Raw genomic sequence first — 24,258 nt, 5'->3', positions numbered from 1 at the left:
CAACTTAGATGACAACGTCACCTCTCACCCTAACACTTCTTCAGTGGTATGAATTGGAAGCATCGAACTCCAATGTCGACAACCGGGACATTGCCAATGGAGAGATTTACCGGAAAAGCCACACGACGCACAACGGTATTCTGGCTTATCAGCGAGAATTTTTTTCATTAAATTTTGCAATATCCCTAAATCATCACGAGCACGGCCTTCAGCATTAGAGATATATAAATTGATGAATAAATAAATACCTCGCAGTGACGGATAACGCCTAACATAATCTGCAACGAAACTGGCTGCGACTTTGTCACCTTTCCACTTACGAATCCGCTCAGCTAATATTAAAACAATGGGAATACGCGGGTGTTCATTCATTAAACGCTTAAGGTAACTAACTAATTCCTCACCTTGACCCATGGATTCATAACAACAGGCAAGTAAATCAATGGCTTCTGACAAATAATCGGGGTTCTGATCTTTAATTTTCTTCAAATGTTTAGAAGCTGTTTTGAAATCTTGCTTGGCCATATACACTTTGGCAGATAGTAGACTTGCCCGCACACAACCCCGATCAGCTACGACTGCGCGTTCTAAATGCTCTAAAGCAAGATCTTGTTGATTTTTATGGAAAGCGATTTCTGCAAGCTCACAATAATAATGCGCAATGACCGGTTGCATACTCTGGCGAGTAACATTTTCATATTTAATAGCAATTTCCACAGCATGCTGCCAATCTTTTTCTTGCTGATAGATATCAATTAATGTTTTTAAAGCTTGGGGTGAATGCGACTTTGAATTAACCAATTCAAGAAAAATGCGTTCCGCACGATCAAGCATGCCCGCGCTTAAGTAATCTTGGCCTAGCTCATAAAGTGACTGCTCACGATAAACTTTTTCTAATTGTGGCCGGGCAATTAAATTTTGATGAATGCGAATGGCTCGATCAACTTCCCCACGACGTCTAAATAATTTTCCAACCGCAAGATGGGTTTCAACCGTATCACTATCGACTTCGAGCATTTTAATAAAAATATCGACAGCTTTATCTGTTTCTTCATTTAATAAAAAATTGAGGCCAATCAAATAATCTTTAGGAAGATTAACTTTGCGTGTAGGGACAGCACTGGGTCTACTGCGATACCCAATTAACCAAGCTACAAAAAGAAGAAGAATAAAAAGAAAACCCATCAAGAGTTTCATTACACTTTATCCTGCAAAGGAATGGCACGAAGATTTTCAATTTCGCGTTCGGCTAAATTGAGACGCTTTAACAAACGATGTTGACGAACTTTAGCTTTTAAAAGCAACCAGAATCCAACAAACATTCCCACTATACAACCAAGAGCAAAAACAATGACGAGTAAAAGAGAAAGCGGTAGGGAACTTTCTGCAAAATAATAATTTACAGAAACAGCTTCCAAATTAAGTGCTGCAAATGTAATGCCAAATAAAATAACTACTAACAAAAATAAATAGCTAATAATGCGCAATTTTTTTTATCTCCATTGTCTTAGGACAAGTTTCAGCATGAGGCTAACATAGCGAAGATGAAGCTATCTTAACATCCTTTACTCAATTACTTTGAGTCCATGCATATAAGGTTGTAATGCGGCAGGGATATGAATTCGTCCTAATTCATCTTGATAATTTTCAACAACTGCAATTAAAGTTCGACCTAAGGCTAATCCAGAACCATTTAAAGTATGGACTAATTCAATTTGGCCATTAACATCACGAAATCTGGCTTTCATGCGCCTTGCTTGAAAACTTTCTGTATTACTACAAGAAGAAATTTCGCGATAAAGATTTTGTCCGGGCAACCAGACTTCTAAATCGTAAGTTTTTGCTGCGGCAAAACCTAAATCTGCCGTGCATAAAGCAACGACGCGATAAGGTAATTCTAACCTTTGTAATACATTTTCAGCATGTCGGGTTATATCTTCTAAAGCTTGATAAGACGATTCAGGTTTGACGATTTGAACCAATTCTACTTTCTGAAATTGATGTTGACGTAACATACCCCGCATGTCTTTACCATACGAACCTGCTTCACTACGAAAACAAGAACTATAACAAACGTACTTCAGAGGCAGACGCGACACTTCTATTATTTCATCACGAACAGTATTGGTCACAGGAATTTCAGACGTTGAAACGAGATAACGCGTATCTTCACTCTCTCCATCCAACGCGAACATATCTTCTTTAAATTTCGGTAGCTGACTCGTTCCAAATAAACTCGCAGCATTAACAATTGCAGGAACAGCTATTTCTTCATAGCAATGTTCACGAGTATGCATATCTAACATAAATTGCGCGAGTGCTCGTTCTAGCTGAGCAAGTGGTCCACGGAGCACTACAAATCGTGCGCCGGTAATTTTTGCTGCAGTTTCAAAATCAATCCACCCCTGGTTTGCCCCTAACTCAACATGATCTTTCGGTTGGAAAGAAAAGACGGTTGGTGTTCCCCAGGTGCGGACCACTTGATTATCTACTTCACTTTTACCAATAGGCACACTGGTATGAGGAAGATTTGGTAAGTAAGATAAAAACTCATCTAAAGTTTGCTGCGTTTGAGCAAACTCTTCTTCGAGTGCTTTCAATTCATCGCTTAAAGCTTTGAGGCTGCTTTTGACTTCATCAATGTTTTTGCCTTGTGCTTTTGCAAAACCAACTTCTTTTGAACGTTTATTACGCTCATTTTGCAAATCTTGCATTTTAACTTGTAACCGTTTGCGAGCTTCTTCAAGTTCATTAAAACGAGTCACGTCAAGTTTAAATCCGCGTGTCATTAAAGCTTGGGCGATGGCGTCAATGTCTTGGCGTATGCGTTTCGGATCAAGCATTAACTCGTCACCTTAGCCAATACATCCGCAACAGTTAAACCCATCTCGGCAGGAGAGCGTACGGTTACCACACCAGCCGCTTCTAATGCTTTGAATTTATCTGCAGCTGTTCCTTTACCACCCGCAATAATTGCACCGGCATGGCCCATACGCTTACCAGGCGGTGCAGTAACACCAGCAATATAAGCAACAACCGGTTTGGAAACATGATGCTTAATGAAATCAGCCGCTTCTTCTTCTGCACTACCGCCAATTTCGCCCACCATGAGAATAATTTCAGTTTCTGGGTCATGTTCAAACAAACGTAATACATCGATGAAATTAGTTCCAGGAATTGGATCGCCACCGATACCAACGCAAGTACTTTGACCTAATATTTCACCTGATGAGGATTTAGCTTCCGATGTCTGCTTAACGGCTTCGTAAGTTAATGTCCCAGAACGTGACACAATTCCAACCCGACCCGGTGTATGGATATATCCTGGCATGATGCCAATTTTACATTCACCCGGTGTAATTACACCCGGACAGTTCGGGCCAATCAATCTCGCTTGTGGATGTTCTTGTAAACAGGCTTTGACTTCCAACATATCTAAAACAGGTATACCTTCTGTAATACAAACAATTAATTTAATTCCTGCAGCAAGCGCTTCAAGAATGGAATCTTTACAAAATGGTGCGGGAACATAAATGACTGAAGCATCAGCATGGGTAGCTTCATAGGCTTCTTTAACCGTATTAAATACCGGTAATCCTAAATGGGTTTGACCACCTTTTTCAGGAGTTACGCCGCCTACCATTTTTGTACCATAGGCTATTGCCTGTTCAGAATGGAGCGTGCCTTGTTTACCTGTAAAACCTTGGCAAATAACTTTTGTATTTTTATTAATAAGAATGCTCATGAATTCACCCGCGTTTTAGCTGAAGCAACAACTTTTTTAGCAGCATCGGTAAAACTACTTGCAGCAATAATGTTAAGACCACTTTCGGTTAATAATTTGAGACCTAAATCAGCGTTATTTCCCTCTAACCGCACAACAACGGGTAAATCGGTACCAATCTCAGCAATAGCACCAATAATTCCTTCTGCAATTAAATCGCAACGAACAATTCCACCGAAAATATTAATCAGAATAGCTTTAACTTTAGGATCAGAAAGAATGATTTTAAAAGCTTCCGTAACGCGTTCCTTTGTGGCTCCACCACCTACGTCAAGAAAGTTTGCAGGATTACCGCCATGCAGTTTAATCATGTCCATCGTTGCCATAGCAAGTCCTGCACCATTCACCATGCAACCAATATCACCATCAAGGGCAATATAATTTAATTCCCATTCGCGTGCATGATGTTCGCGCTCATCTTCTTGAGAAGCATCGCGTAATGCTGCCAATTTTGGCTGACGATAAAGCGCATTGTCATCGATATTAATTTTGGCATCTAAACAAAGTAATTTGCCATCTTTGGTAATGACGAGGGGATTAATTTCCAACATGCTTAAATCGCAATTAACAAATAATTTTCCTAAACCTAAAAGTAATTGCACAAAATCTTTCAGTAGTTGTCCTTTCATGCCGAGTGCAAATCCAAGTTCGCGACCTTGATAAGGCATCATACCGACAATAAGATCCATGGCTGTGGTTAAAATTTTATTTGGGGATTCTTCTGCAACTTTTTCAATTTCAACCCCGCCTTCAGTCGATGCCATGAAAACAATACGTTGCTTTGAGCGATCGATCACTGCACCTAAATAAAGTTCTTGTGCAATCTCGCAGGGTGCTTCGATTAGGATTTGATTAACAGGTTGACCTGTCGCGGTTGTCTGATAAGTAACTAAGTGTGTGCCTAAATGTTTAGCAACAAAGTCTTGGACGGCTTGCTTATTATCCACTAGCTTGACGCCACCTGCTTTACCGCGACCGCCTGCATGGACTTGGGCTTTAACAACAAATCGTGATAAACCCATTTCTCCTGCCACTTTGGCCGCTTCTTCAACACTATTAACGACCCGGCCTTGAGAAACCGGCAACCCGAATTCAGCTAATAATTGTTTTGCTTGGTATTCATGAAGATTCATTACAGACAATTACCTCTTTTATTATATTTCCAAAACCATACGTGTGGGATCTTCAAGCATTTCTTTTATAGAAACTAGAAATGTTACTGATTCCTTACCATCAATTAAACGGTGATCATAGGAGAGCGCCACATACATCATTGGGCGAATTACAATTTGTCCATGCTCAACCACCGGGCGATCTTCAATTTTATGCATACCTAAAATGCCACATTGCGGCGCATTTAAAAGCGGTGTCGCCATGAGCGAACCAAAAACACCACCATTGGTAATCGTGAAAGTGCCGCCTTGCATCTCTTCTAAAGTAAGTTTACCCGCTCTTGCTTTTTCCGCAGCTTCACCAATTTTAGCTTCAATTTCAGCCATACTCATTTTATCAGCATTGCGCAACACCGGGACCACTAAACCACGTTCCGTGGAAACCGCCACCCCAATATCATAATATCCATGATAAACAACATCGTTCCCATCAATCGATGCATTGACAATAGGTGAGCGCTTTAAGGCTTCAACAACAGCACGAACAAAAAATGACATAAATCCCAAACGAACTTTGTATTTCTTTTCAAATTTTTCTTTGTAGCGGCTACGAATCGCCATTACTTCAGCCATGTTAACTTCATTAAATGTCGTTAACATTGCAGTCGTTTGGGTCACTTCTAATAAGCGTTCAGCAATACGTGCCCGCATGCGAGACATGGGAACGCGTTTTTCTGGACGATCAGATGAACTTAACATTTCTTCATTCCCCATAGGCGTGCTGCCAAGGGTAGACAAAACATTTTCTTTTGTAATACGACCACCTTTCCCGGTTCCCTTAACTTGCGCAAGGTCAATTTCATGTTCGGCAGCAGCACGACGCGCTGAGGGGCCACTTGTCGGTTGGTTATCCTGCTCTTTGTTTGATGCTTGGGGCGAAGGGGGAGGCGTTGCCGATTTTTCTGCTGGCTTTTCTTCTGCAGAAGCTTTTTTTTCATCTTTTGCTTCTTTTGGAGTTTCCGTCTTTGCACCGCTCCCGGGTTCAATAATAACAAGAACTTCCTGGGCTTTCACTGTCGTGCCAGCAGGTTTAACGATTTGCTTGATTACTCCATCAATGGGCGATGGGACTTCAAGCATGACTTTATCTGTTTCTAGGTCAACTAGATTCTCGTCTCTAGAAACAGTGTCACCTTCTTTTTTATGCCAAGTTGAAACCGTTGCATCAGCAATTGATTCAGGCAACTGAGGCACTTTTACTTCTATCGTCATTGCTTTTTCCTTATTGTTAAAGCCGTAGCCACTAACAATTTTTGTTCTTTTTCGTGAACGGCGTGATACCCAACGGCAGGAGATGCAGCAGCATTTCTACCTATGTATTGTAATTTTTGATCTTGACCTAACAAAGCTTGCAAATAAGGAATCATGGTTGTCCATGCGCCTTGATTCTGTGGTTCTTCCTGACACCAAACGACATCGTGAACATGATGGTAAGGTTTCAACACTGCTTCGCAAAGTTTTTGCGGGAAGGGATACAACTGCTCAAGTCGAATGATTGCAATATTTTCGACTTGTAATGCGCGACGCGCTTCAAGTAATTCGTAATAAATCTTTCCGGTACAAAGTACAACGCGCTCCACTTGCTTCGCATCGAGTTGATCGATTTCGGGAATGACAGTTTGAAATTCACCTTCTGCTAAATCTTGTAGCGTGGATGTTGCCGAAGGATGGCGTAATAGTGTTTTTGGTGACATCACAATAAGCGGTTTACGATAAGGTCGAATCATTTGCCGGCGTAAGAGATGAAAAATTTGCGCAGGGGTGGTCGGAATACAAACTTGCATATTATCTTGAGCGCACAATTGTAAATAACGCTCTAAACGAGCGGATGAATGTTCAGGACCTTGGCCTTCATAACCATGCGGTAAAAGCATCACTAAGCCACATAACCTTCCCCATTTTTGCTCACCCGAACTGATAAATTGATCAATTACCACTTGAGCACCATTTGCAAAATCACCAAATTGTGCTTCCCAAATGACTAAATAATTAGGTTCCGCAGTTGCATACCCGTATTCGAAAGCAAGCACAGCTTCTTCTGATAATAATGAATCGACAATATTTATTTGTGCTTGATCTTTAGCTAGATGCGTTAAGGGAATATAAACCGCATCAGTATTTTGATCATGCAAAACAGCATGGCGATGTGCGAAAGTGCCACGTGCAGAATCTTGTCCGCACAATCGGATAGGGTAGCCTTCGGTTAATAAACTTGCATAAGCCAAGTTCTCCGCATAACCCCAATTCAAAGGCATTTCACCATTTAGCATTTTTCTTTCTGTATCTAACATTTTTTTAACTTGAGTCTGGGCGACAAAGCCATCTGGCAAGGTAATCAATTTTTCGCCTAACGCTTTGAGCTTAGTCATGGGTAAAGCGGTTGAAATTTTATCTGTCCAGGGCTGACCCACGTAGGGGTCCCAATTGACCATGTATTGATAAGCTGAATGGGTTTTGCCCCCGTTACTCACTTTAATAACAGGTTGACCATCGTCTAAAGCTTGACGATATTGGTTAATCCATTGCGTCACAATCTCTTCAGTTACAACGCCTTCAGCAATAAGTTTCTTTGCATAAATTTGATAGGGAGGCGGAAGTGCTTTAATTTTCTTATACATAATGGGTTGGGTTGCGGAAGGTTCATCCGCTTCGTTATGCCCATGACGTCGATAACAAACTAAGTCAATTACGATGTCTCGCTTAAAAGTTTGGCGATAATCAATTGCGAAGAGAGCAGCAAAATAAACCGCTTCTGCGTCATTACCATTCACATGCAAAATCGGCGCTTCCACCATTTTGGCAGAATCAGTGCAATAAGTTGTTGAGCGCGAATCTTTGGGGTTGCTGATCGTAAAACCGATTTGATTGTTAATAACAATATGCACAGAACCACCCACCGTAAACCAACGGGCTTGTGACATGCTAAACGTTTCCATGACAACGCCTTGCGAGGAAAAAGCTGCATCGCCATGAATTTGGATGGGGTATACTTGACGTTGATCTTTATCACTCCGTCTCCTTTGTCGCGCACGTACCGATCCTTGCACAACAGGCGATACAATTTCTAAATGAGAAGGATTGAATGCAAGCGCAACATGTATTTGTCCAGCAGGTGTATCGACATTAGAGGAGAAACCTAAATGATATTTAACATCTCCAGAATTATTACTTGTAACATCGATTCCACCTTCAAAAACATTAAAAATACTAGTGGGATCTTTACCAACAATATTGACCAATACATTTAACCGCCCACGATGCGCCATGCCAATGACCGTTTCTTTAGCGCCCGTCACGACACTTTGTGTAATGATTTTATCGAGTAAAGGGACTAAAGCATCGCCACCTTCCAAAGAAAAGCGTTTCTGGCCCACATATTTTGAACCTAAGTATTTTTCTAAAGCATCAGCAACGGCTAAGCGGTCTAATAAATGTTTTTTTTCATCCGGCGTAATACTTAAATTAGCCCAATCTTTTTCAATGCGATTTCGAATCCACTCGACTTCGGCAATGCGATTGATATGCATATACTCAAAGCCAATGTGTCCGCAGTAAACTTCTTGTAACTTTTGATAAATTTCGCCTAAAGTTGCTTGCGATTTTTGTAAGCTTGCAAATGATTCAGCATTAAATGTTTTATTTAAATCCGCCTCTGTAAAACCATAATACTCAAGCGTAAGGGTTGGATCACTTGCGCGAGTCATGAGTTCAAGGGGATCAATTTGCGCATGCATATGTCCCGAACGACGAAAGGCTGCGATCAATTCTAAAACACGAAATTGATCTTTATCACTGCGCGTTGTCATCTCGGCGGGCAAGGCACTCCGCGCTGATTGTTCAGCATAGCGCTTCATTTCCTCAATCACAGCTGCGTGAGAAACATCAGCAATGGTTCGCGGATTATCTTTAAGGAGACGATCAAAATATTGACGCCAAGAAGGGGTAACCGCTTCGGGGTCACTGAGATAAGTCTCGTATAAATTTTCTAAATAAGTATCGTTTTCTGGCGCAAGATAAGAATCTTGCCAAAGCGCCTGCATGGACTTTGATGACGTGGTCATGTCGCTTTTTCTACTCGTTTTGTCGGGGTTGGCAAAAGCGCTTAAACAGACTCTTTAAGCATGTCTTCTTTAATATTATTTATAGCTTCCAAAGGATTTAAATCCTTTGGGCAGACATCAATGCAGTTCATGATACCACGGCAACGAAAAACGCTGAATGGATCCGTTAAATCTGCAAGACGTTCTTGGGTATGCGTGTCTCGACTATCGGCAATGAAACGATAGGACTGCAGTAATGCCGCCGGACCCATATATTTATCCGGATTCCACCAATAGGAGGGACACGATGATGAACAACACGCACACAAAATGCATTCATATAATCCATCTAACTTGGCGCGTTCTGCAGGCGATTGTAACCGCTCAATTGCAGGCGCCGGTGTATCATTTTGTAAGTATGGTTTAGCTTTTTTGTATTGATCGATAAATTGGGTCATATCCACAACTAAATCACGAATAACAGGCAGCCCCGGCAATGGTCGAATAATAATAGGTTCTTTTAAACTTCTTAAGTCAGTGGTGCAAGCTAATCGATTTTTACCATTAATATTCATTCCATCCGAGCCACAAACTCCTTCTCGACAAGAACGACGTAAGGTTAAAGTTTCATCGATGCGATTTTTGATGGTAATCAAAACATCAAGAACCATAATACAATTAAACTCTTTGACGTCTAAATCAAAGTTTTGCATGTATGGTTTGCTATCTGTTTCTGGATTGAAGCGGTAGATGGAGAATCGCATCGTTATGCCCTCGTGACGTTAATAACCTATACAGCGTTTTCTTCTCTTTTTCTAAGCGTAATGGGTGGCATCCCCTTCGGCTTCATATTGACTGGACGATAAGCAATTCGGCCATCTTCGAAGTAAATAGTATGCTTCAACCATTGCTGATCATTGCGCTCCGGGTAATCAGATCGTGAATGAGCCCCGCGACTTTCTTGGCGTACTTCTGCAGAATAAGCCGATGCTAAAGCCGTTGACATCAAATTGTCTAATTCTAACGCTTCGATGCGCGTAGTATTGAAAAGCTGACTTTTATCTTTTATCGAAGCATACTTAAGACGATCACGCAATTCTTCTAGCTTCACGAAACCTTCTTTCATGTGTTCCTCAGACCTGAACACCCCGAAATCGTCCTGCATGATTTTTTGCAAAGCCCGACGGATTTCATCGACCGTTTCACCTTTATCATTACCATTCCAACGATAAAGCCTTTCCAGCGCGCGCTCAATGTCGGCGGAATTAAATTCACTGAAATCTAACCCTTGTTCAATACTTTCTCGGGCGTGTTTACCAGAGGCACGACCAAATACCACAAGGTCGAGTAACGAATTCGCGCCCAAACGATTTGCCCCGTGTACCGAAACACAAGCCGTCTCACCTGCTGCGTAAAGCCCTCTAACAATCTGATCAGAACCATTAGCATCAACGGTAAGCGTTTGCCCATGATAATTGGTGGGAATCCCTCCCATGAGATAATGACAAGTTGGCACAACTGGAATCGGTTCTTTAATTGGGTCAACGCCTGCAAATGTCATGGCTAATTCACGAATACCGGGCAAACGTTCTTTAATAATATCCGCACCCAAATGATCGGCTTTTAATAAGACATAATCACCGTTAGGCCCAGCCCCTCGTCCTTCTCGAATTTCAATTGCCGCTGAGCGCGCCACAATATCGCGGCACGACAAATCTTTTAAATGGGGTGCATAACGCTCCATAAAGCGTTCGCCATTTTTATTTAATAAATAGCCACCCTCGCCTCGCACGCTTTCACTAATTAATGAGCCGGAGCCATAAATTCCTGTGGGATGAAATTGCCAAAATTCCATATCTTGAAGTGGATAGCCGGCTCTTAAAACCATTCCCAAGCCATCACCCGTATTAATATGTGCATTCGTTGTGGAGGCAAAAACGCGTCCAGCGCCACCCGTAGCAAGAATTGTGACCCGGGCTTGAATGAAAACGACTTCACCCGTTTCAATGCAGATCGCGGTGATCCCCGCAACCCCTGTAGGTGTGTTCACTAAATCAATAGCAAACCACTCATTAAAAAAAGTCGAATTAGCAGCAATATTTTGTTGATAAAGCGTGTGGAGCATGGCATGACCTGTACGATCCGCAGCGGCACAAGTTCGATGTGCTTGTTCTTTACCATAATCACGTGTCGCACCACCAAAAGCACGCTGATAAATTTTTCCATCTTCAAGACGTGAAAATGGCAAGCCCATATGCTCTAATTCATAAATCGATTGGGGTGCATTTTCGCACATGTATTCAATGGCATCTTGATCACCTAAAAAGTCAGACCCAATCACCGTATCATACATATGCCAACGCCAATCATCGGGCTCAATGTTGCCTAAAGCCGCGTTTATACCGCCTTGTGCTGAGACCGTATGGGATCGGGTAGGAAAGACTTTAGAAATAATTGCTACATTTAAACCCGACTGAGCAAGCTCAATAGCCGAACGTAAACCCGCACCACCGCCGCCAACAATGACAGCATCAAACGTATGGGTTGCCACTTTCATTTAATTAAACGCTCCATAAAATCATTACGCCCCAAATTAATGAAGCTGCTAGGGTAAGAAGAACTATTAAATTTGCAATGATACGTAACACAGTTGGCTTAATGTAATCCGTAAAAATTGTCCACATACCAATCCAAGCGTGATAGACCATAGCAATGAGAAAAAGGAAAGTTGCAATTTTCATGACTTGATAGGAAAAAAGCATATGCCATTCAAAATACGATAAAGACCGATGGCTGAGAAAAAAACCAAATAAAAAAAGGATATAAATTAACATCCCAATCGCAGAGACGCGTTGAATGGCCCAATCTTGTAATCCTTGATGATAAACACTCGAAACTGATTTCACCATAACCAAATTCCTGCTAAGCCTAATAAAAGAACAGTAAGGATAAAAGTCGCAAAAGCACTGAAACGACCCATTCTCAATGAATCACCAATATGAATATCGCTAAGCAAGTGGCGGATGCCCGCTACCATATGAAATAGAATAGGGGAAAGTAAAAACAATAAAATAATTTTAATAACAGGCTGTTTGAGCCATTCCTGTAAATCGGCAAAACCCTGCACACTTAAGGAGTGTTGTAAGAGCAAAACAGAAAATGGAATCATCAAGAAAAGTACGAACCCTGTAATTCGATGGAAAAGGGATACAATCGCCGGTATAGGAAAATGAATCGTTAATAGATTAAGATTTTTCGGCCGATTACGCTGCACGCTTTTTTCCTTTTATAAAGAAGATGCCATCGGGCGTGATTATATTCTTGACACCGTTGTAAATCAAACCAGGCTGGGCTTTATCTGTCATTTTTTCACACCGTCCCGGTTCATTTTGATGCAATATATGCCAATTCTGGTACCATGCGCGGCAAACAGGTTTAAAATATACATACGTTGACCAGGGAGCAAATTGTATGGCCAATAAAAAAGCAAAACTCATAATCGATGATCAAACCATTGAGTTTGACATCCTCTCGGGCACCTTAGGTCCTGATGTAATCGAGATCAGCTCATTATTTAAACATGGTTATTTTACGTTTGATTCGGGTTTCAACTCAACTGCTGCCTGCGAATCTAAAATTACCTTTATCGACGGTGACAAAGGTACCTTGCTCTATCGCGGCTACCCTATTCAAGAGCTAGCCAGCCATTCAAATTTTTTGGAGGTGTGCTATTTGCTTTTAAATGGTGAACTGCCTTCGGCCATGGAGTATCAATCGTTCTGTAAATTCATCACAGAACATACGCTAGTCCACGAACAGATTAGCCACTTTTTTAATGGTTTTCGTCGTGATGCACATCCTATGGCCATTATGGTGGGTGTTGTCGGTGCATTATCAGCTTTTTACCACGATACCTTAGACATCAAAAATCCCGAACACCGCACTGCTTCAGCGTTGCGCTTAATCGCGAAAATGCCCACCATTGCAGCCATGTGTTACAAATATTCAGTGGGCCAACCGTTCATGCCACCGATGAATAAACTCTCTTATGCGGAAAATTTTTTACGGATGATGTTTGGTACACCTTGCGATGAATTTCATCCTAATCCCATTCTTGCACGCGCTTTAGATCGTATTTTTATTTTACATGCCGATCATGAACAAAATGCATCAACTTCGACCGTCCGCTTAGCAGGCTCAACGGGTGCAAATCCCTTCGCTTGTATTTCGGCAGGCATCGGCGCTTTATGGGGACCAGCACACGGCGGCGCTAATGAAGCAGTTTTAAATATGCTAAATGAAATTGGCGATGCTTCCAACATTAAGAAATATATTGAGCGCGCTAAAGATCCAAAAGATTCGTTTCGTTTAATGGGATTTGGCCATCGGGTTTATAAAAACTATGATCCCCGTGCGAAAGTCATGCGTGAAACGTGTTATGAAGTTTTAGAAGCAGTCGGCGCCAAAGACGATCCAATTTTCAAACTTGCCATGGAATTAGAAAAAATTGCTTTACAGGATGAATACTTCATTGAAAAGAAACTCTATCCCAATGTTGATTTTTATTCAGGCATTACGCTAAGTGCGATTGGTATCCCTACCAATATGTTTACCGTCATTTTTGCGTTGGCAAGAACTGTGGGCTGGGTATCGCAGTGGAATGAAATGATGAGTAATCCCTATCGTCTCGGACGTCCCCGTCAACTTTATACAGGATATAAAGAGAGAGCTTATTTACCTGTAACCAAAAGAGAATAGATTTAATTTTTACGTGAAGGACGCGGTGGAATGGGCGGTGCGCTAGACTTTTCTACAGCTGATCGTCCTTTAACATTTGCGGGAGCTAAAGGATTTTGCGGACGCGCAGGTCTCGGTGGCGCACTCTTCTTAATATTATTAGGTTGCTGAGGTAGAGAAGGCAACGGACGCCTCGGCCTTGCAGTCGCATCTAATTTTGGTTTTGGTGGAGAAAATAAGACGGATTGAGGCGCATGCGATCCAGGCTGCTTAGGTTGTTGCAAGAGTTGTTGAGCATTGTTTCCTTTTATTTGTTGCTGATTCAAGTGTTTCAAAAAATCATGATAGGAAATTTTTATATTAAAAGCTCGCAAAGATCTGTTATTAAACATTGCTTCTATTTTCGGTAAATCATCTGCAATTAAACTTTTATTTAATTCCTGAAGCACGCCCGGTTTCAATAAATGCAGTCTCAGATTAGAAAAAAATTTCGCAAACCATTTGCTCGCTGTATCTTTATTAAGATTCGTTTCATTAATATTTTTAGTGTTAAGAACATAAATAAATTCCTTCACTAGAATTTGTACGTAGTCGTTATATTCCTTTTTTTTCTTTGGATCCGTTTCTGAAGCATCAACCATCTTTACCCACAAATCACGATGGCTGTGAAGTTCGATTTCCATCCGCTGATCAAAGGTTCTGGTAATGGGTAAATTAAATTCTTTGCGATGGAACATAAAACAGGCCTCAACATGTTTTCATATCGATAACTTAGTATAGTGCATAAGGAGAGAAGAAATGGGTTGCAGGATTGTTTTTAAGTTAATGATAAATAATTATAAATAAATAAATTATCCGGTAAGCTTAGGTTAAGGTTGATATGAGAACATAGACACATACCCTAATAATTTATTCACTCATAGTAGAACTAGTTGAAAATTATGACCATAGAAAGCAATCAACTCAACGAGTTAGTGAAATTTTGCGATGCAAATGGCATTACCTGGCGACAAAGCACACCCAAATCATTTACCTATACTTTAAAAGACCAAAACAAAAAAGGCTTAATCGTTACCTTTAAAGACCCAGCCAAACTACCCGATTTCATCAAAAAAATAAATGAGATGAATCAAACCCTCGAAAAACCCATAACGACTTCAGTGATTGGCGGCGGCCGGGGTGGGAATAATAATTCTTACTCTATCGGTAACTTATGGAAGGGAACCGACGTATTTATGGAATTAGCCTGGAAACCACACATTGAATTGCCATCATCAAATAATGTGGACATAGATAAAAAGCAGATATGTCGTATTACACCTAATATTATGTTGATTGAATTAAATCAAATGCTATATGACCAGGGATATCATTGTCCCACTTTAACTGGCACCTTGCCCTTCATGAGTTTTGGCGGAGGCCTTTCAACCAATAGCCACACAGCGACTGGCTATCTAGCTGATATTGTCCAGGGCATTCAATTATTATTACCCAGTGGAGAAGAAAAATATTTCTCTAGAGAAGATGAAGATTTTGACCTGGTTTGTAACCATCCGAGTTTAGGATTGTTAGGCATCATAACGCGAATTGATATAGAAGTATGGCCGACCAAAAAAAAATTAAAACGCACCATTGAATATTCTACTTTTGGACAATTTCATGAAAGCATTAAGAACGATATCGCTTCGCACCAATCTAGTTTAAATGATAGAGCCATCATCTTTCCGGCTGTGGGATTGCACACCGATACACCCGTTAAGATGACGAAATGGGAGTGGGTGGATGGGAATATGCCTAACCACGGCAAAGATGAAACGCAAGTTTGCGATAGTTCCTGGAAAGCAACGCAATTCCTACCGTGGCTTGCAAAAAAACACCCAAAAACTTTAGCTAAACTTTTTAAGTTTACTATGATGCGTGAATCCAAATCCGCTGCGACTACAACCATTAATTCACCCTCGGCTATCATGGGACCTGAAGCTTTGCTGATGGGTGCGATCACCGAGATGGGGTTACTTTTTGATTACGATGCAAAAAAAACGGATGAATTTTTCAAGTACTTATTACAACAACTTTCACAAAAAAATCTCAATAAACAGTTCCCCATTAATCTAGCTATTTTTATTCGATTTCCTAATAAATTAAATACACCCCAGGGTGGAAATCGCGTGGCAATTGATTTTGCATCGTTTGGGCTTAATAGAGCTGAGCTCCAGGTATTTGTAACTTCATTAATTCAATATTTAAACGACCAAACCATGAACCCGGGTGTCCATTACGGAAAAAGTAGTGGTGTTAAAGCAAATAGAAGCCATGCTCGTCTTTCCTGGGATAGTTTAAAAAAGAAATATTTAGATTTTCATAACAGACATAATGCAAGTGAGCATAATGCAAGTAAGCGAGCGATTGAATTCAAAATCTCCGCATTGGAAATTGAACCGTCAATTCCTTCTGCTAACGACAAACCAATTTCAAATACTGCGACTCGCAAGGAACATTTAAATTATATTATGAATTTAATTCAAGAAACTGATAATTTTAAATTGCATCATGGTTTCGGTCGAAAAATAGGCGAAAAAAAATATCCAAGCAGCGCAGCACATATTATTTTAGCAATACAAACCCTGCTTAAAAGTTATCCCATAGATGAGATTCCAGGAGAGGATTATTATAATTTACTCAAGAAAATTACCAGTATGCTAAATCAAAAGCGGCAAAGTAATATTGGGTTTTTTAGATTTGGCCTGCGTGATGCCAATACAATTCTGTTGTATAAGAAAATTTATGAATATTGCGACAACTTAATACCGAAAGTTTCAATACAAAGAATTATTCCTAATAATAATGTTTATGACCATTTACATTCCGTAACAAGACATCGACCGCTAGCACCCATGAATCCTAATAAATCAACCCGTGCAAGTTAAAAAGGTAAACGTCTTGCATTATGTGAGAGAAATTCTTAACATCCTGCGATAGTAAAGGTTACGCCTGCAGCCAAAAGTACATCATTTTTACTTCCAACAAAAGTATATAAATCGCGTGCTTCAAATCGAAAGGAAACAACTTCATCCACAAAATATTGCAAACCTAATCCTACATTCATATTGCCTTCGTTATTAGCATCATACTGATTATGATTAAAACCGGTAATCCCTGCGCCAATCATGGCATACGGCTGAAGTTGGGGATAACGAAAGTAAGGTGCAAAATGATAAAATACATCCAAGGCAAATGATGTTCCATTAACGTTGCGAGTGTCATCTACTGAAGGTTTAAAATTAGTATTAAAGCTACTGAGCATGGCATCAAGGCTCCAATGATCAGTGAAATGATACATTGCAGAAACGAAAGGACCGCCAGAATTTTTTAAGTCACGCTTATTCGAAAAAAAGAATCCATCACCACCTACTGTTAGCGCTACCGTATTTGCTTTTATAGCCGCATACGATCCGCAACTTAGGCCAATGGCTATGATTCCGCAAAGTGCACTTGCTATTTTTTTCATTTTTCCCTCATGATTTAAAGATGGCGTGCAAGAATAAGGTCCTAAATATATAGTTTCGCCTATTTAAAATCAATGAAATTGGGGGCAATGCTTCAACTCGCTTCCCTTATTAAACCTAGATGGACAGATCTTTGCCGAAGTAATGTCATGTATTTATCCTGCATTGAAGATGAGAGGAAACTATTTCTAATTAAATTTTCCCATTTCGGTTGGGCTTGCTTAAATTCATCGATCACCCGCTCAATGACTGCTATCTGCAACTGAAGTCGCTCTAATGCAAAGTAAACAAAAAAATCTTTTTGGGTGAGATTCTTTTTTTTACCTTTTAAAGGTAAAGCTAATTCCTCAGTCGTAGGCATTGCAATTGTTGAATTAAGTAAGTCATAAGCTGGCGACATGCCAATAATATGATCACGGGTCAGTAAGGAAAAATTTTTTAAATGCATATCTTCATTACCTACCAAATAATTAAATAAAGTTAACTTAAAAAGTTTAACAAATTCAATTTTTGGGAAAGTACAGTAACGCAGAATGACATCTACTATTTTTTCCATTGAACTTTCATATTTTGTATCGCGTGTTAATCCAGATAATTGAGCAAAATCTTCCATGGCTAATTTATTGTTATGAGAAACGCGATCAAATCGTTTAATGAAATAAGTTAAACTATGATCTTTTGAATAAATTAAGCCGTGCACCGGCACTTCAATACCCACCACGGCCGCAAGTGTCATGGTTAATGCTTCATTCTCAGGCAATTGAGGAAAGTGGTCACTTTGGGGTTTTAAAATATATCGACCCTGTTGATCGACGAGTAAAAAACAACCTTCTTTTACCTGTAATTGGGCACTTAATTTAGTTTGCACTCCCTGGATCGACATTTTACCAACGCGTGCAATTGCCTCTGAGCGTTGTTCTGCGGCGTCAAATGCTAAAGGATGAAGTATTTTTAATTGCGGGGAAAGCATGCGCAATCCCTGCTGCGAATATATTTCATTCTCGCCAATAGGATCATAAGTAATAGGACAACGCTTCATGATGTTTCCTCAATCGTTACAGCGCCGACAACATCATGCCCTACAATTAATAATTGTTTAAAATAATCGTGTCGATCAATTTTGTATTTACGTAATAGCGCTTCAAGTAAAATACCTTCAGGGAGTAATCCTTCAAAAAATGGCGGGAATTTATTAAATTCATAAGCTGTCGTGCGGACCGGCATCGTTAGAGAAACAGGGGGACCGGCATAATCAGGTTGATAGTGAAATCGATATTGGCCATTATTTAAATTCTCTAATACCCCTGCAATTTCACCGCTAACTAAAATATGCGCTTTAGTCATGTCTAATTCTGCTTAGTTAGGTCAAAAGGTGTTTCGAGTTTTACTTTAATATTTAAGATATCAATGACTTTAAGGAGTGAATTTAATTGAACTGTTTCTTTACCCTTTTCGATATCGAAAATTACGGTTTTACCCACCCCCGCAAGCTGAGCAAGTCCTTGCTGGGACAAGCCACTTTGCTTTCGGCAAAATCGAATAACCTGAGCAATTTCATGAGAATTCATATGAGCTCTTAAAGTAAGGATATATTACTGTTATAGCAGTAAATTTATAATTTTTCCATTAGATTTTCTTAATTTGTGAGGAGAATAGAAAAAAAATACTGCTATGGCAGTAAATTTTGCCAGCAATAAGTAAATAAAGATTGATAAGGATAAAATGGATGAATTTTACCGCTAAAGCAGTAAGAAAGAATTAAGTATTTTTCAGGAAATTAACTTCAGAATCCGTAGAATCTCGACCTAAGACTTTATTACGCTGGGGAAAACGTCCGAATTCTTTAATAACGCGAAAATGTGCATATGCGTAGGCAAGGAACAATTGGTAAATCTGGGTGGTTTCACTCATGGATAAGGAAACTAAATCTTGATAAAGTCGAATGGATTTTTCTTGCGATTCACCGCTTTCAGCATGTACCAGGGGCATATAAAAAAAGACACGCTCAATTAAAGTTAAAGAGCGATCCATATTTTCGCGCAAGCCCTCAACACATAAACGCTGTGCCTTTTCATCATATTCAAAAGCTCGTGCTGAGCGTCGATGAAAATAACGGGGAAATTGATCTAGTAAAATAATCAGCGCCAAACGACCTCGTGGTGTTTCAGCCCATTCAGTTAGCTGACCTCCGGTTGCCAAATCAAATTCAGAAGTAAACATTTTTAATTTGGTTTTGACCGATTCATTTTCACCAAACCAAAGGTTGGTTCTATCGCTCGTTGGCAAGTCAGCAGACCCTAAATTGCCAAACCAAAAGTTTAATAATTCATGGATCTTGTCAGTCATACAGCCCTCTTGTATGTTGAAAAGATGCGCAGAATACCTCTTAATTCTCAGCATAGCATAGATCAATCCTGAGAGGTTTATTATTAAAATTCAACGCATTGGATTGAAAAGAACCAGCGTGACCTTTAAATTTTATGAGATATGAACCAGCGTACCGACAGGGATTTGATCAAAAAGTTGCATAATATCCAAATTTGCCATTCTAATGCACCCATGCGAACTTGGAAAACCCAGTGAGTTTTCATCCGACGTGCCATGCAAATAAATGTAACGACGCATGGTATCAACCTCGCCTAAACGATTCTTGCCTTTCTCTAGACCACTTAACCAAAAAATTCGAGTTAAAATCCAATCTCGGTCCGGAAACCGGGCTTTTAAAAGCGGGGAGAAAACCTCACCTGTCGGACGACGACCTACAAAAACCGTATAAAGCGGGCATTGATTACCAATTTTTGCCCGGATGATATGCTTTCCTTCCGGCGTTTGCTCACTTCCATTGATTTGTCCCCTGCCTTTTTTAGCCGTTGAAATAATGAAAGTTTGGATAATTTGCTCATCGACCACAATATGAAGCTGTTGCGTTTGAATGTTAACTTGCACATGAAGATTGATACTCATATGACATACCTTTAGATAGCATCTCTATTGAGGTGCCTGGGCTAAAACTTCAAGGAAAGACACAAGTAATCGTTCAGTTATTTTGTTCTTATCATGCGAAGGGTCAAATTCAGCAATTTCTGTTGCAAGTAAGTGTTTGTCACTCGCAAGTAAAGCGAATCCTGCATACACATCTTCCCCTGACAACCCAAAGGGTTCAGGCACACCGACAGCTGGTGCATCGGCGGGATCGATACTATCCAAATCAAGGGAGATGCCATAACCATAAGTTCGTTGGGAGACATGACTTCGTGCTTCTTTTAAGACATTAAGAAATCCGCGTTGATTAACTTCTTCCATCAAATAAACACGAACATTCAAATCTTTTAAAAAGAGAGCTTCGGCTGTTTCAAAACTTCTAACACCAATCAGACAAACATTTTCAGGTTTAATCTTAGCCCCCGGATACATAATCCCAGTCAATTTAGGAGAGCCATAGCCAAGCAAGGCTGCTAAGGGCATGCCGTGCAAGCGACCTGATTCAGTGGTCTCTGGAGTATGGCTATCCATGTGCGCATCAATCCAAATTAAGCCTAAATCCCCTTGCTCTCTTATTGCAGCGGCAGTGCCACTAAATGTACCAAGTGCCGAGGTATGATCACCCCCAATAACGCAAAAACGCTCTTTCTTTTTTACAAGATCATCAATAGTCCGCGCCATACGCTCAGCTGACTCGCAGACTATATCTTCGGCATCTTGCTCTGGTGGTTGAGGATAAAATGTCGAATGCCATTGAAACGGTAAACCTTGAGCAAGGCAGTCAGCAAAATAAGTTGACTGCATAATAGTCAGTGGGCCTTCCGCGCATTGACCTTTTACCCCCGCAACACCGGATGCATAACCCACTAGTAAGAATGGAGGAACCGACATTAAGCAATCCTTCAATAAGCTGCGAATAGTTTATTAAAGCATCATCGTTACAAACTGCCAATAGTCGCATTCCTACAAGATTACAAAGTCTTATGTTATCGTATAAAACTTTTTATAAAAAAAACTGTTAAGGACACACAGATGAGCACAACGAGGCCTCCTCTTATTCAACGTCTCATCGAGACTTTTCAAACCGATCCCGACAAATATTTTGCAGCAAGGAAACATAGCATTGAACGAATTGAAGGGAATTTTGTCAATCGAACTTTTGATGAGTTTCCTTCCTTGCTTTCCAAGGAAGAACGAGCTGAAAGCATCGAGACTTTAGAAAAAATTATCTTGCAGATTATCACGCGTGCAATTCATGAAATTAAGAAAGAAGAAACTGAAAAAACCGTTGGGGAGCAGGTTAAAGCTTTATTTATCACAAATTCTAAGGATAAAGCGAAAGCGTTTATTCATTCATTGAAAAACGAAACGGATGAAATTAACAAGGCGAAAGAAAAAGTAGCAACAAATCAATTGCAATCTTTTCTGCTCACTACCAAAGGATTTATTGAATCTTTTGCAGATACAAATATCAAAATTACCCCAGCTGAAAAAAAAGTGATAAAAAACAAATTGCAGGATTTTCAGCTTAACGAAGATGAAATTAAAAGCTTGGAAAACTATATAAAAACTATAGCTATTTTAGGTTGCAAAAGTTTGCTAGAAAAAAATGGCGATATAAATCCTCACCTTGCTAATCTTATGTGTTGGAATCATCAGTTATCTTTAATGAATAAGCAATCCGATCAAGTAATCCGAGCCTTTGTCGGCGCAGTTATACAAGAGCTAACTAAAAATGCGCCAGAACTTGTGGAACAAATTATTCAAGTCCCTTATTTTTTACCAAGTTTAACTAATTATGGGGAATGGTGTGATCAAACCCTTAAACTTTTTTTAACGACGCAGGTTTCAGAAGAATTATTCACTTTCAAAACAACTGCTTTCCAATCTTCAAAAAACGCTAAAGAATCTAAAACAAAAGATAATGCTACTTCTATCGCCCATTTTGCAAGGGTCTCTTCAACCGTGATTGCCTCAGCTACACTTGCTTTCGGACTTTTTAAAATTTTAACGACTGAAAAAGATAAGGATATTGAAGGTGAGAATATTCCTTTAAATGACTATCCTTTTAAAAATTTATAAATAGGAAATACCATGTCACCGATTAAAATTGAGAAAAAATTTATTAATGATCTGTGGGATCAAAGTATTATCCCGACCTTAATAGACTATGTAAAAATCCCGAACAAATCACCGCAATTCGATCCCCACTGGGAAGAACATGGTTACATGCATGAAGCTGTACAGCTGATTATGCAATGGTGTGAGCAGCACGCTTACCCGGGAATGACTTTGGAGATGATTCAATTGCCGCATCGCACTCCCCTTATTTATATTGAAATCCCGGGCGATGCGAAAGAAACTATTTTGTTATATGGTCATTTAGACAAGCAGCCAGAAATGACAGGTTGGCACAGCGATCTCGGACCTTGGCAACCCGTGTTACGCGACGATCGCTTATATGGACGGGGAGCGGCTGATGATGGGTATGCAGCATTTGCTTCTCTCACTGCCTTGCTTGCTTTGCATCGTCAAAACTTACCCCATAGTCGCTGTATCATTCTAATTGAAGCTTGTGAAGAGAGTGGAAGTTACGATTTACCTTTTTACATAGAAGCACTGTCTGAAAAAATTGGCACCCCCAGTCTCATCATTTGTCTTGATTCGGGATGCGGTAATTACGAACAGTTATGGCTTACGACTTCCCTACGAGGACTTCTAGGCGGGGTTCTAGCCATTGATGTTTTGACTGAAGGGATCCATTCAGGCGCTGGCAGCGGCGTCGTGCCCTCACCTTGCCGTCTCTTGCGTCAGTTGATCAATCGGATTGAGGAAGAGGCGAATGGTAACATGGTATTGAAAGATCTTTCTGTAGAGATTCCTCAAAGGCGTAAGGATCAGGCTAAACAAGCTGCTAGCGTACTGGAATCGTCTTTGGTTGCAGGTTTCCCCTTTATTCCCCACGTACAACCTGAAGCCGAATCAATAGAAGAACTTATCTTGCGACGAACCTGGAAGCCCGCTTTATCAATTATTGGACTGGAAGGATTACCTATCCTTGAGCATGCCGGTAATGTAACTATTCCCTCACTTTCCGTTAAACTTTCTATTCGACTTCCTCCAACTTGTGATGCTGAGCAAGCAGGACGGGCTTTAAAAAAAGCGTTAGAAAGAGATCCACCTTATCAAGCAAAAGTCTCATTTACTCTTCAAGAAGCAAGTAAGGGATGGAATGCACCTGCGGAAGCTGACTGGCTGAATCAATCTGTTCAGGGTGCATCCCTAGAACATTTTGGCCAATCTTCTATGTGTATGGGAGAAGGCGGTTCAATTCCTTTCATGGGAATGCTGGGTGAAAAATTTCCCCAGGCTCAATTCGTTATCACAGGTGTCTTAGGCCCTGAATCAAATGCCCACGGTCCGAATGAATTCCTCCATATTCCAACCGGTAAAAAATTAACAGCTTGTGTGGCGCAAATTATTGCTGATCACTATCAGCGCAACTTAAAACCATTGCAACAGGCGTAACGCTCGCGTAATTTGTAAATTTACGACTCATGGAATGATTATGACAAGTTCAACACTCACCTGGTTGGTTATCGCCGATGCCAGTAAGGCGCGTCTTTACAGCTGTCATAAAGCGAAAATTTTTATTGAAGGTGCGAAAACCGATGACTTACATTTCCTAGCAGAATTTTCTCATGTTGAAAGCCGCTTGAAACAAGCTGAACTTGTGGCGGATAAAATGGGTTCATTCATGGGGCCTTTTGGCACAACCCGGTTTGAACCGACTACCCCGCCCCACTTACAAGAAGCGGATCAGTTTGCTTATGAACTTGTTCATGTACTAGAGCAAGGACGTTTACGACAGGAATTTAAAGATATTATTTTAGTAGCGCCGCCCGCTTTTATGGGTTTGTTGCTTAAACATTTTCCACATGAATTAAAGAAATATCCCCTAACTCAAATTGAAAAAGATTATACGCAACTTAACGAAAAAGAAATGTTGAAAGCTTTATTGAATCATCTCTAAAACA

The 24,258-nt window shown here is 40.3% G+C and carries 24 protein-coding genes; 5 read left to right on the top strand and 19 right to left on the bottom strand.

Features of this window, described 5'->3' with window-relative positions; all coding sequences use genetic code 11:
- Positions 1 to 24 precede the first annotated feature (24 nt).
- From lapB to sdhC, 11 genes are all read right to left on the bottom strand, one after another.
- Positions 25 to 1,197 carry a lipopolysaccharide assembly protein LapB gene (gene lapB, locus H0W64_02045; GenBank protein ID MBA3660486.1) on the bottom strand — a complete coding sequence of 391 codons (1,173 nt, stop codon included), beginning with the start codon at positions 1,195 to 1,197 and terminating at the stop codon, positions 25 to 27.
- On the bottom strand, positions 1,197 to 1,487 hold the full coding sequence (locus H0W64_02040; protein ID MBA3660485.1) for a LapA family protein: 291 nt from the start codon (positions 1,485 to 1,487) through the stop codon (positions 1,197 to 1,199). The genes lapB and H0W64_02040 overlap by 1 nt, the downstream gene beginning before the upstream one ends.
- A gap of 78 nt (positions 1,488 to 1,565) precedes the next feature.
- On the bottom strand, positions 1,566 to 2,843 hold the full coding sequence (gene serS / locus H0W64_02035) for a serine--tRNA ligase (GenBank protein ID MBA3660484.1): 1,278 nt from the start codon (positions 2,841 to 2,843) through the stop codon (positions 1,566 to 1,568).
- Positions 2,843 to 3,745 (bottom strand): succinate--CoA ligase subunit alpha, encoded by a 903-nt coding sequence (sucD, locus tag H0W64_02030; GenBank protein MBA3660483.1) that lies wholly within the window; start codon positions 3,743 to 3,745, stop codon positions 2,843 to 2,845. The genes serS and sucD overlap by 1 nt, the downstream gene beginning before the upstream one ends.
- The gene (gene sucC, locus H0W64_02025) at positions 3,742 to 4,917 is read right to left on the bottom strand and encodes an ADP-forming succinate--CoA ligase subunit beta (GenBank protein ID MBA3660482.1); all 1,176 of its coding nucleotides are present in this window, start codon (positions 4,915 to 4,917) and stop codon (positions 3,742 to 3,744) included. Before sucC ends, sucD begins: the two co-directional genes overlap by 4 nt.
- Positions 4,918 to 4,938: 21 nt before the next feature.
- Positions 4,939 to 6,168 (bottom strand): 2-oxoglutarate dehydrogenase complex dihydrolipoyllysine-residue succinyltransferase, encoded by a 1,230-nt coding sequence (odhB, locus tag H0W64_02020; protein ID MBA3660481.1) that lies wholly within the window; start codon positions 6,166 to 6,168, stop codon positions 4,939 to 4,941.
- Positions 6,165 to 8,996: a 2-oxoglutarate dehydrogenase E1 component gene (locus H0W64_02015; GenBank protein MBA3660480.1), complete on the bottom strand. Its 2,832-nt coding sequence runs from the start codon at positions 8,994 to 8,996 to the stop codon at positions 6,165 to 6,167. The genes odhB and H0W64_02015 overlap by 4 nt, the downstream gene beginning before the upstream one ends.
- Positions 8,997 to 9,058: 62 nt before the next feature.
- Positions 9,059 to 9,760 carry a succinate dehydrogenase iron-sulfur subunit gene (locus tag H0W64_02010; protein MBA3660479.1) on the bottom strand — a complete coding sequence of 234 codons (702 nt, stop codon included), beginning with the start codon at positions 9,758 to 9,760 and terminating at the stop codon, positions 9,059 to 9,061.
- Between the two features lie 26 nt (positions 9,761 to 9,786).
- Complete coding sequence (sdhA, locus tag H0W64_02005) at positions 9,787 to 11,553, bottom strand: succinate dehydrogenase flavoprotein subunit (GenBank protein MBA3660478.1); 1,767 nt, start codon at positions 11,551 to 11,553, stop codon at positions 9,787 to 9,789.
- 4 nt (positions 11,554 to 11,557) lie between these two features.
- The gene (gene sdhD, locus H0W64_02000; protein ID MBA3660477.1) at positions 11,558 to 11,905 is read right to left on the bottom strand and encodes a succinate dehydrogenase, hydrophobic membrane anchor protein; all 348 of its coding nucleotides are present in this window, start codon (positions 11,903 to 11,905) and stop codon (positions 11,558 to 11,560) included.
- Positions 11,899 to 12,270: a succinate dehydrogenase, cytochrome b556 subunit gene (sdhC, locus tag H0W64_01995; GenBank protein MBA3660476.1), complete on the bottom strand. Its 372-nt coding sequence runs from the start codon at positions 12,268 to 12,270 to the stop codon at positions 11,899 to 11,901. Before sdhC ends, sdhD begins: the two co-directional genes overlap by 7 nt.
- Positions 12,271 to 12,467: 197 nt before the next feature.
- Here sdhC and gltA point away from each other — a divergent pair, with 197 nt between their 5' ends.
- Positions 12,468 to 13,754, top strand: coding sequence for a citrate (Si)-synthase (gltA, locus tag H0W64_01990; protein ID MBA3660475.1), 1,287 nt, complete (start codon positions 12,468 to 12,470; stop codon positions 13,752 to 13,754).
- 2 nt (positions 13,755 to 13,756) lie between these two features.
- On the opposite strand, the gene H0W64_01985 is transcribed toward gltA, so the two are convergent.
- Positions 13,757 to 14,470 carry a hypothetical protein gene (locus H0W64_01985; protein ID MBA3660474.1) on the bottom strand — a complete coding sequence of 238 codons (714 nt, stop codon included), beginning with the start codon at positions 14,468 to 14,470 and terminating at the stop codon, positions 13,757 to 13,759.
- A 204-nt stretch (positions 14,471 to 14,674) separates the two neighbouring features.
- Here H0W64_01985 and H0W64_01980 point away from each other — a divergent pair, with 204 nt between their 5' ends.
- On the top strand, positions 14,675 to 16,660 hold the full coding sequence (locus H0W64_01980) for an FAD-binding oxidoreductase (GenBank protein ID MBA3660473.1): 1,986 nt from the start codon (positions 14,675 to 14,677) through the stop codon (positions 16,658 to 16,660).
- 35 nt (positions 16,661 to 16,695) lie between these two features.
- Here H0W64_01980 and H0W64_01975 read toward each other — a convergent pair whose 3' ends face one another.
- From H0W64_01975 to H0W64_01945, 7 genes are all read right to left on the bottom strand, one after another.
- Positions 16,696 to 17,241 (bottom strand): outer membrane beta-barrel protein, encoded by a 546-nt coding sequence (locus H0W64_01975; protein MBA3660472.1) that lies wholly within the window; start codon positions 17,239 to 17,241, stop codon positions 16,696 to 16,698.
- A gap of 92 nt (positions 17,242 to 17,333) precedes the next feature.
- A complete protein-coding gene (locus H0W64_01970; protein MBA3660471.1) occupies positions 17,334 to 18,278 on the bottom strand; it encodes a HipA domain-containing protein in 945 nt (314 codons plus the stop codon).
- Positions 18,275 to 18,583 (bottom strand): HipA N-terminal domain-containing protein, encoded by a 309-nt coding sequence (locus H0W64_01965; protein MBA3660470.1) that lies wholly within the window; start codon positions 18,581 to 18,583, stop codon positions 18,275 to 18,277. The genes H0W64_01970 and H0W64_01965 overlap by 4 nt, the downstream gene beginning before the upstream one ends.
- Before the next feature lie 2 nt (positions 18,584 to 18,585).
- On the bottom strand, positions 18,586 to 18,807 hold the full coding sequence (locus H0W64_01960; protein MBA3660469.1) for a helix-turn-helix transcriptional regulator: 222 nt from the start codon (positions 18,805 to 18,807) through the stop codon (positions 18,586 to 18,588).
- 190 nt (positions 18,808 to 18,997) lie between these two features.
- Positions 18,998 to 19,585 carry a DUF924 domain-containing protein gene (locus tag H0W64_01955; GenBank protein ID MBA3660468.1) on the bottom strand — a complete coding sequence of 196 codons (588 nt, stop codon included), beginning with the start codon at positions 19,583 to 19,585 and terminating at the stop codon, positions 18,998 to 19,000.
- A 132-nt stretch (positions 19,586 to 19,717) separates the two neighbouring features.
- Positions 19,718 to 20,197, bottom strand: coding sequence for a L,D-transpeptidase (locus H0W64_01950; GenBank protein MBA3660467.1), 480 nt, complete (start codon positions 20,195 to 20,197; stop codon positions 19,718 to 19,720).
- 30 nt (positions 20,198 to 20,227) lie between these two features.
- Positions 20,228 to 21,112 carry an arginase gene (locus tag H0W64_01945; GenBank protein MBA3660466.1) on the bottom strand — a complete coding sequence of 295 codons (885 nt, stop codon included), beginning with the start codon at positions 21,110 to 21,112 and terminating at the stop codon, positions 20,228 to 20,230.
- A gap of 141 nt (positions 21,113 to 21,253) precedes the next feature.
- Here H0W64_01945 and H0W64_01940 point away from each other — a divergent pair, with 141 nt between their 5' ends.
- From H0W64_01940 to H0W64_01930, 3 genes are read left to right on the top strand one after another with little or no spacing between them, the layout of a single operon-like run.
- Positions 21,254 to 22,303 (top strand): hypothetical protein, encoded by a 1,050-nt coding sequence (locus H0W64_01940; protein ID MBA3660465.1) that lies wholly within the window; start codon positions 21,254 to 21,256, stop codon positions 22,301 to 22,303.
- A gap of 12 nt (positions 22,304 to 22,315) precedes the next feature.
- Positions 22,316 to 23,749, top strand: a complete 1,434-nt coding sequence (locus tag H0W64_01935; protein MBA3660464.1) for a M20/M25/M40 family metallo-hydrolase — start codon at positions 22,316 to 22,318, stop codon at positions 23,747 to 23,749.
- A gap of 40 nt (positions 23,750 to 23,789) precedes the next feature.
- Positions 23,790 to 24,254: a host attachment protein gene (locus H0W64_01930; protein MBA3660463.1), complete on the top strand. Its 465-nt coding sequence runs from the start codon at positions 23,790 to 23,792 to the stop codon at positions 24,252 to 24,254.
- Positions 24,255 to 24,258: the final 4 nt, after the last annotated feature.

The organism is Gammaproteobacteria bacterium (assembly GCA_013816845.1).
Taxonomy (GTDB): domain Bacteria; phylum Pseudomonadota; class Gammaproteobacteria; order DSM-16500; family DSM-16500; genus Aquicella.
Note: the sequence above shows the minus strand (reverse complement) of the source record. Positions and strands in the feature narration are given on the sequence as shown.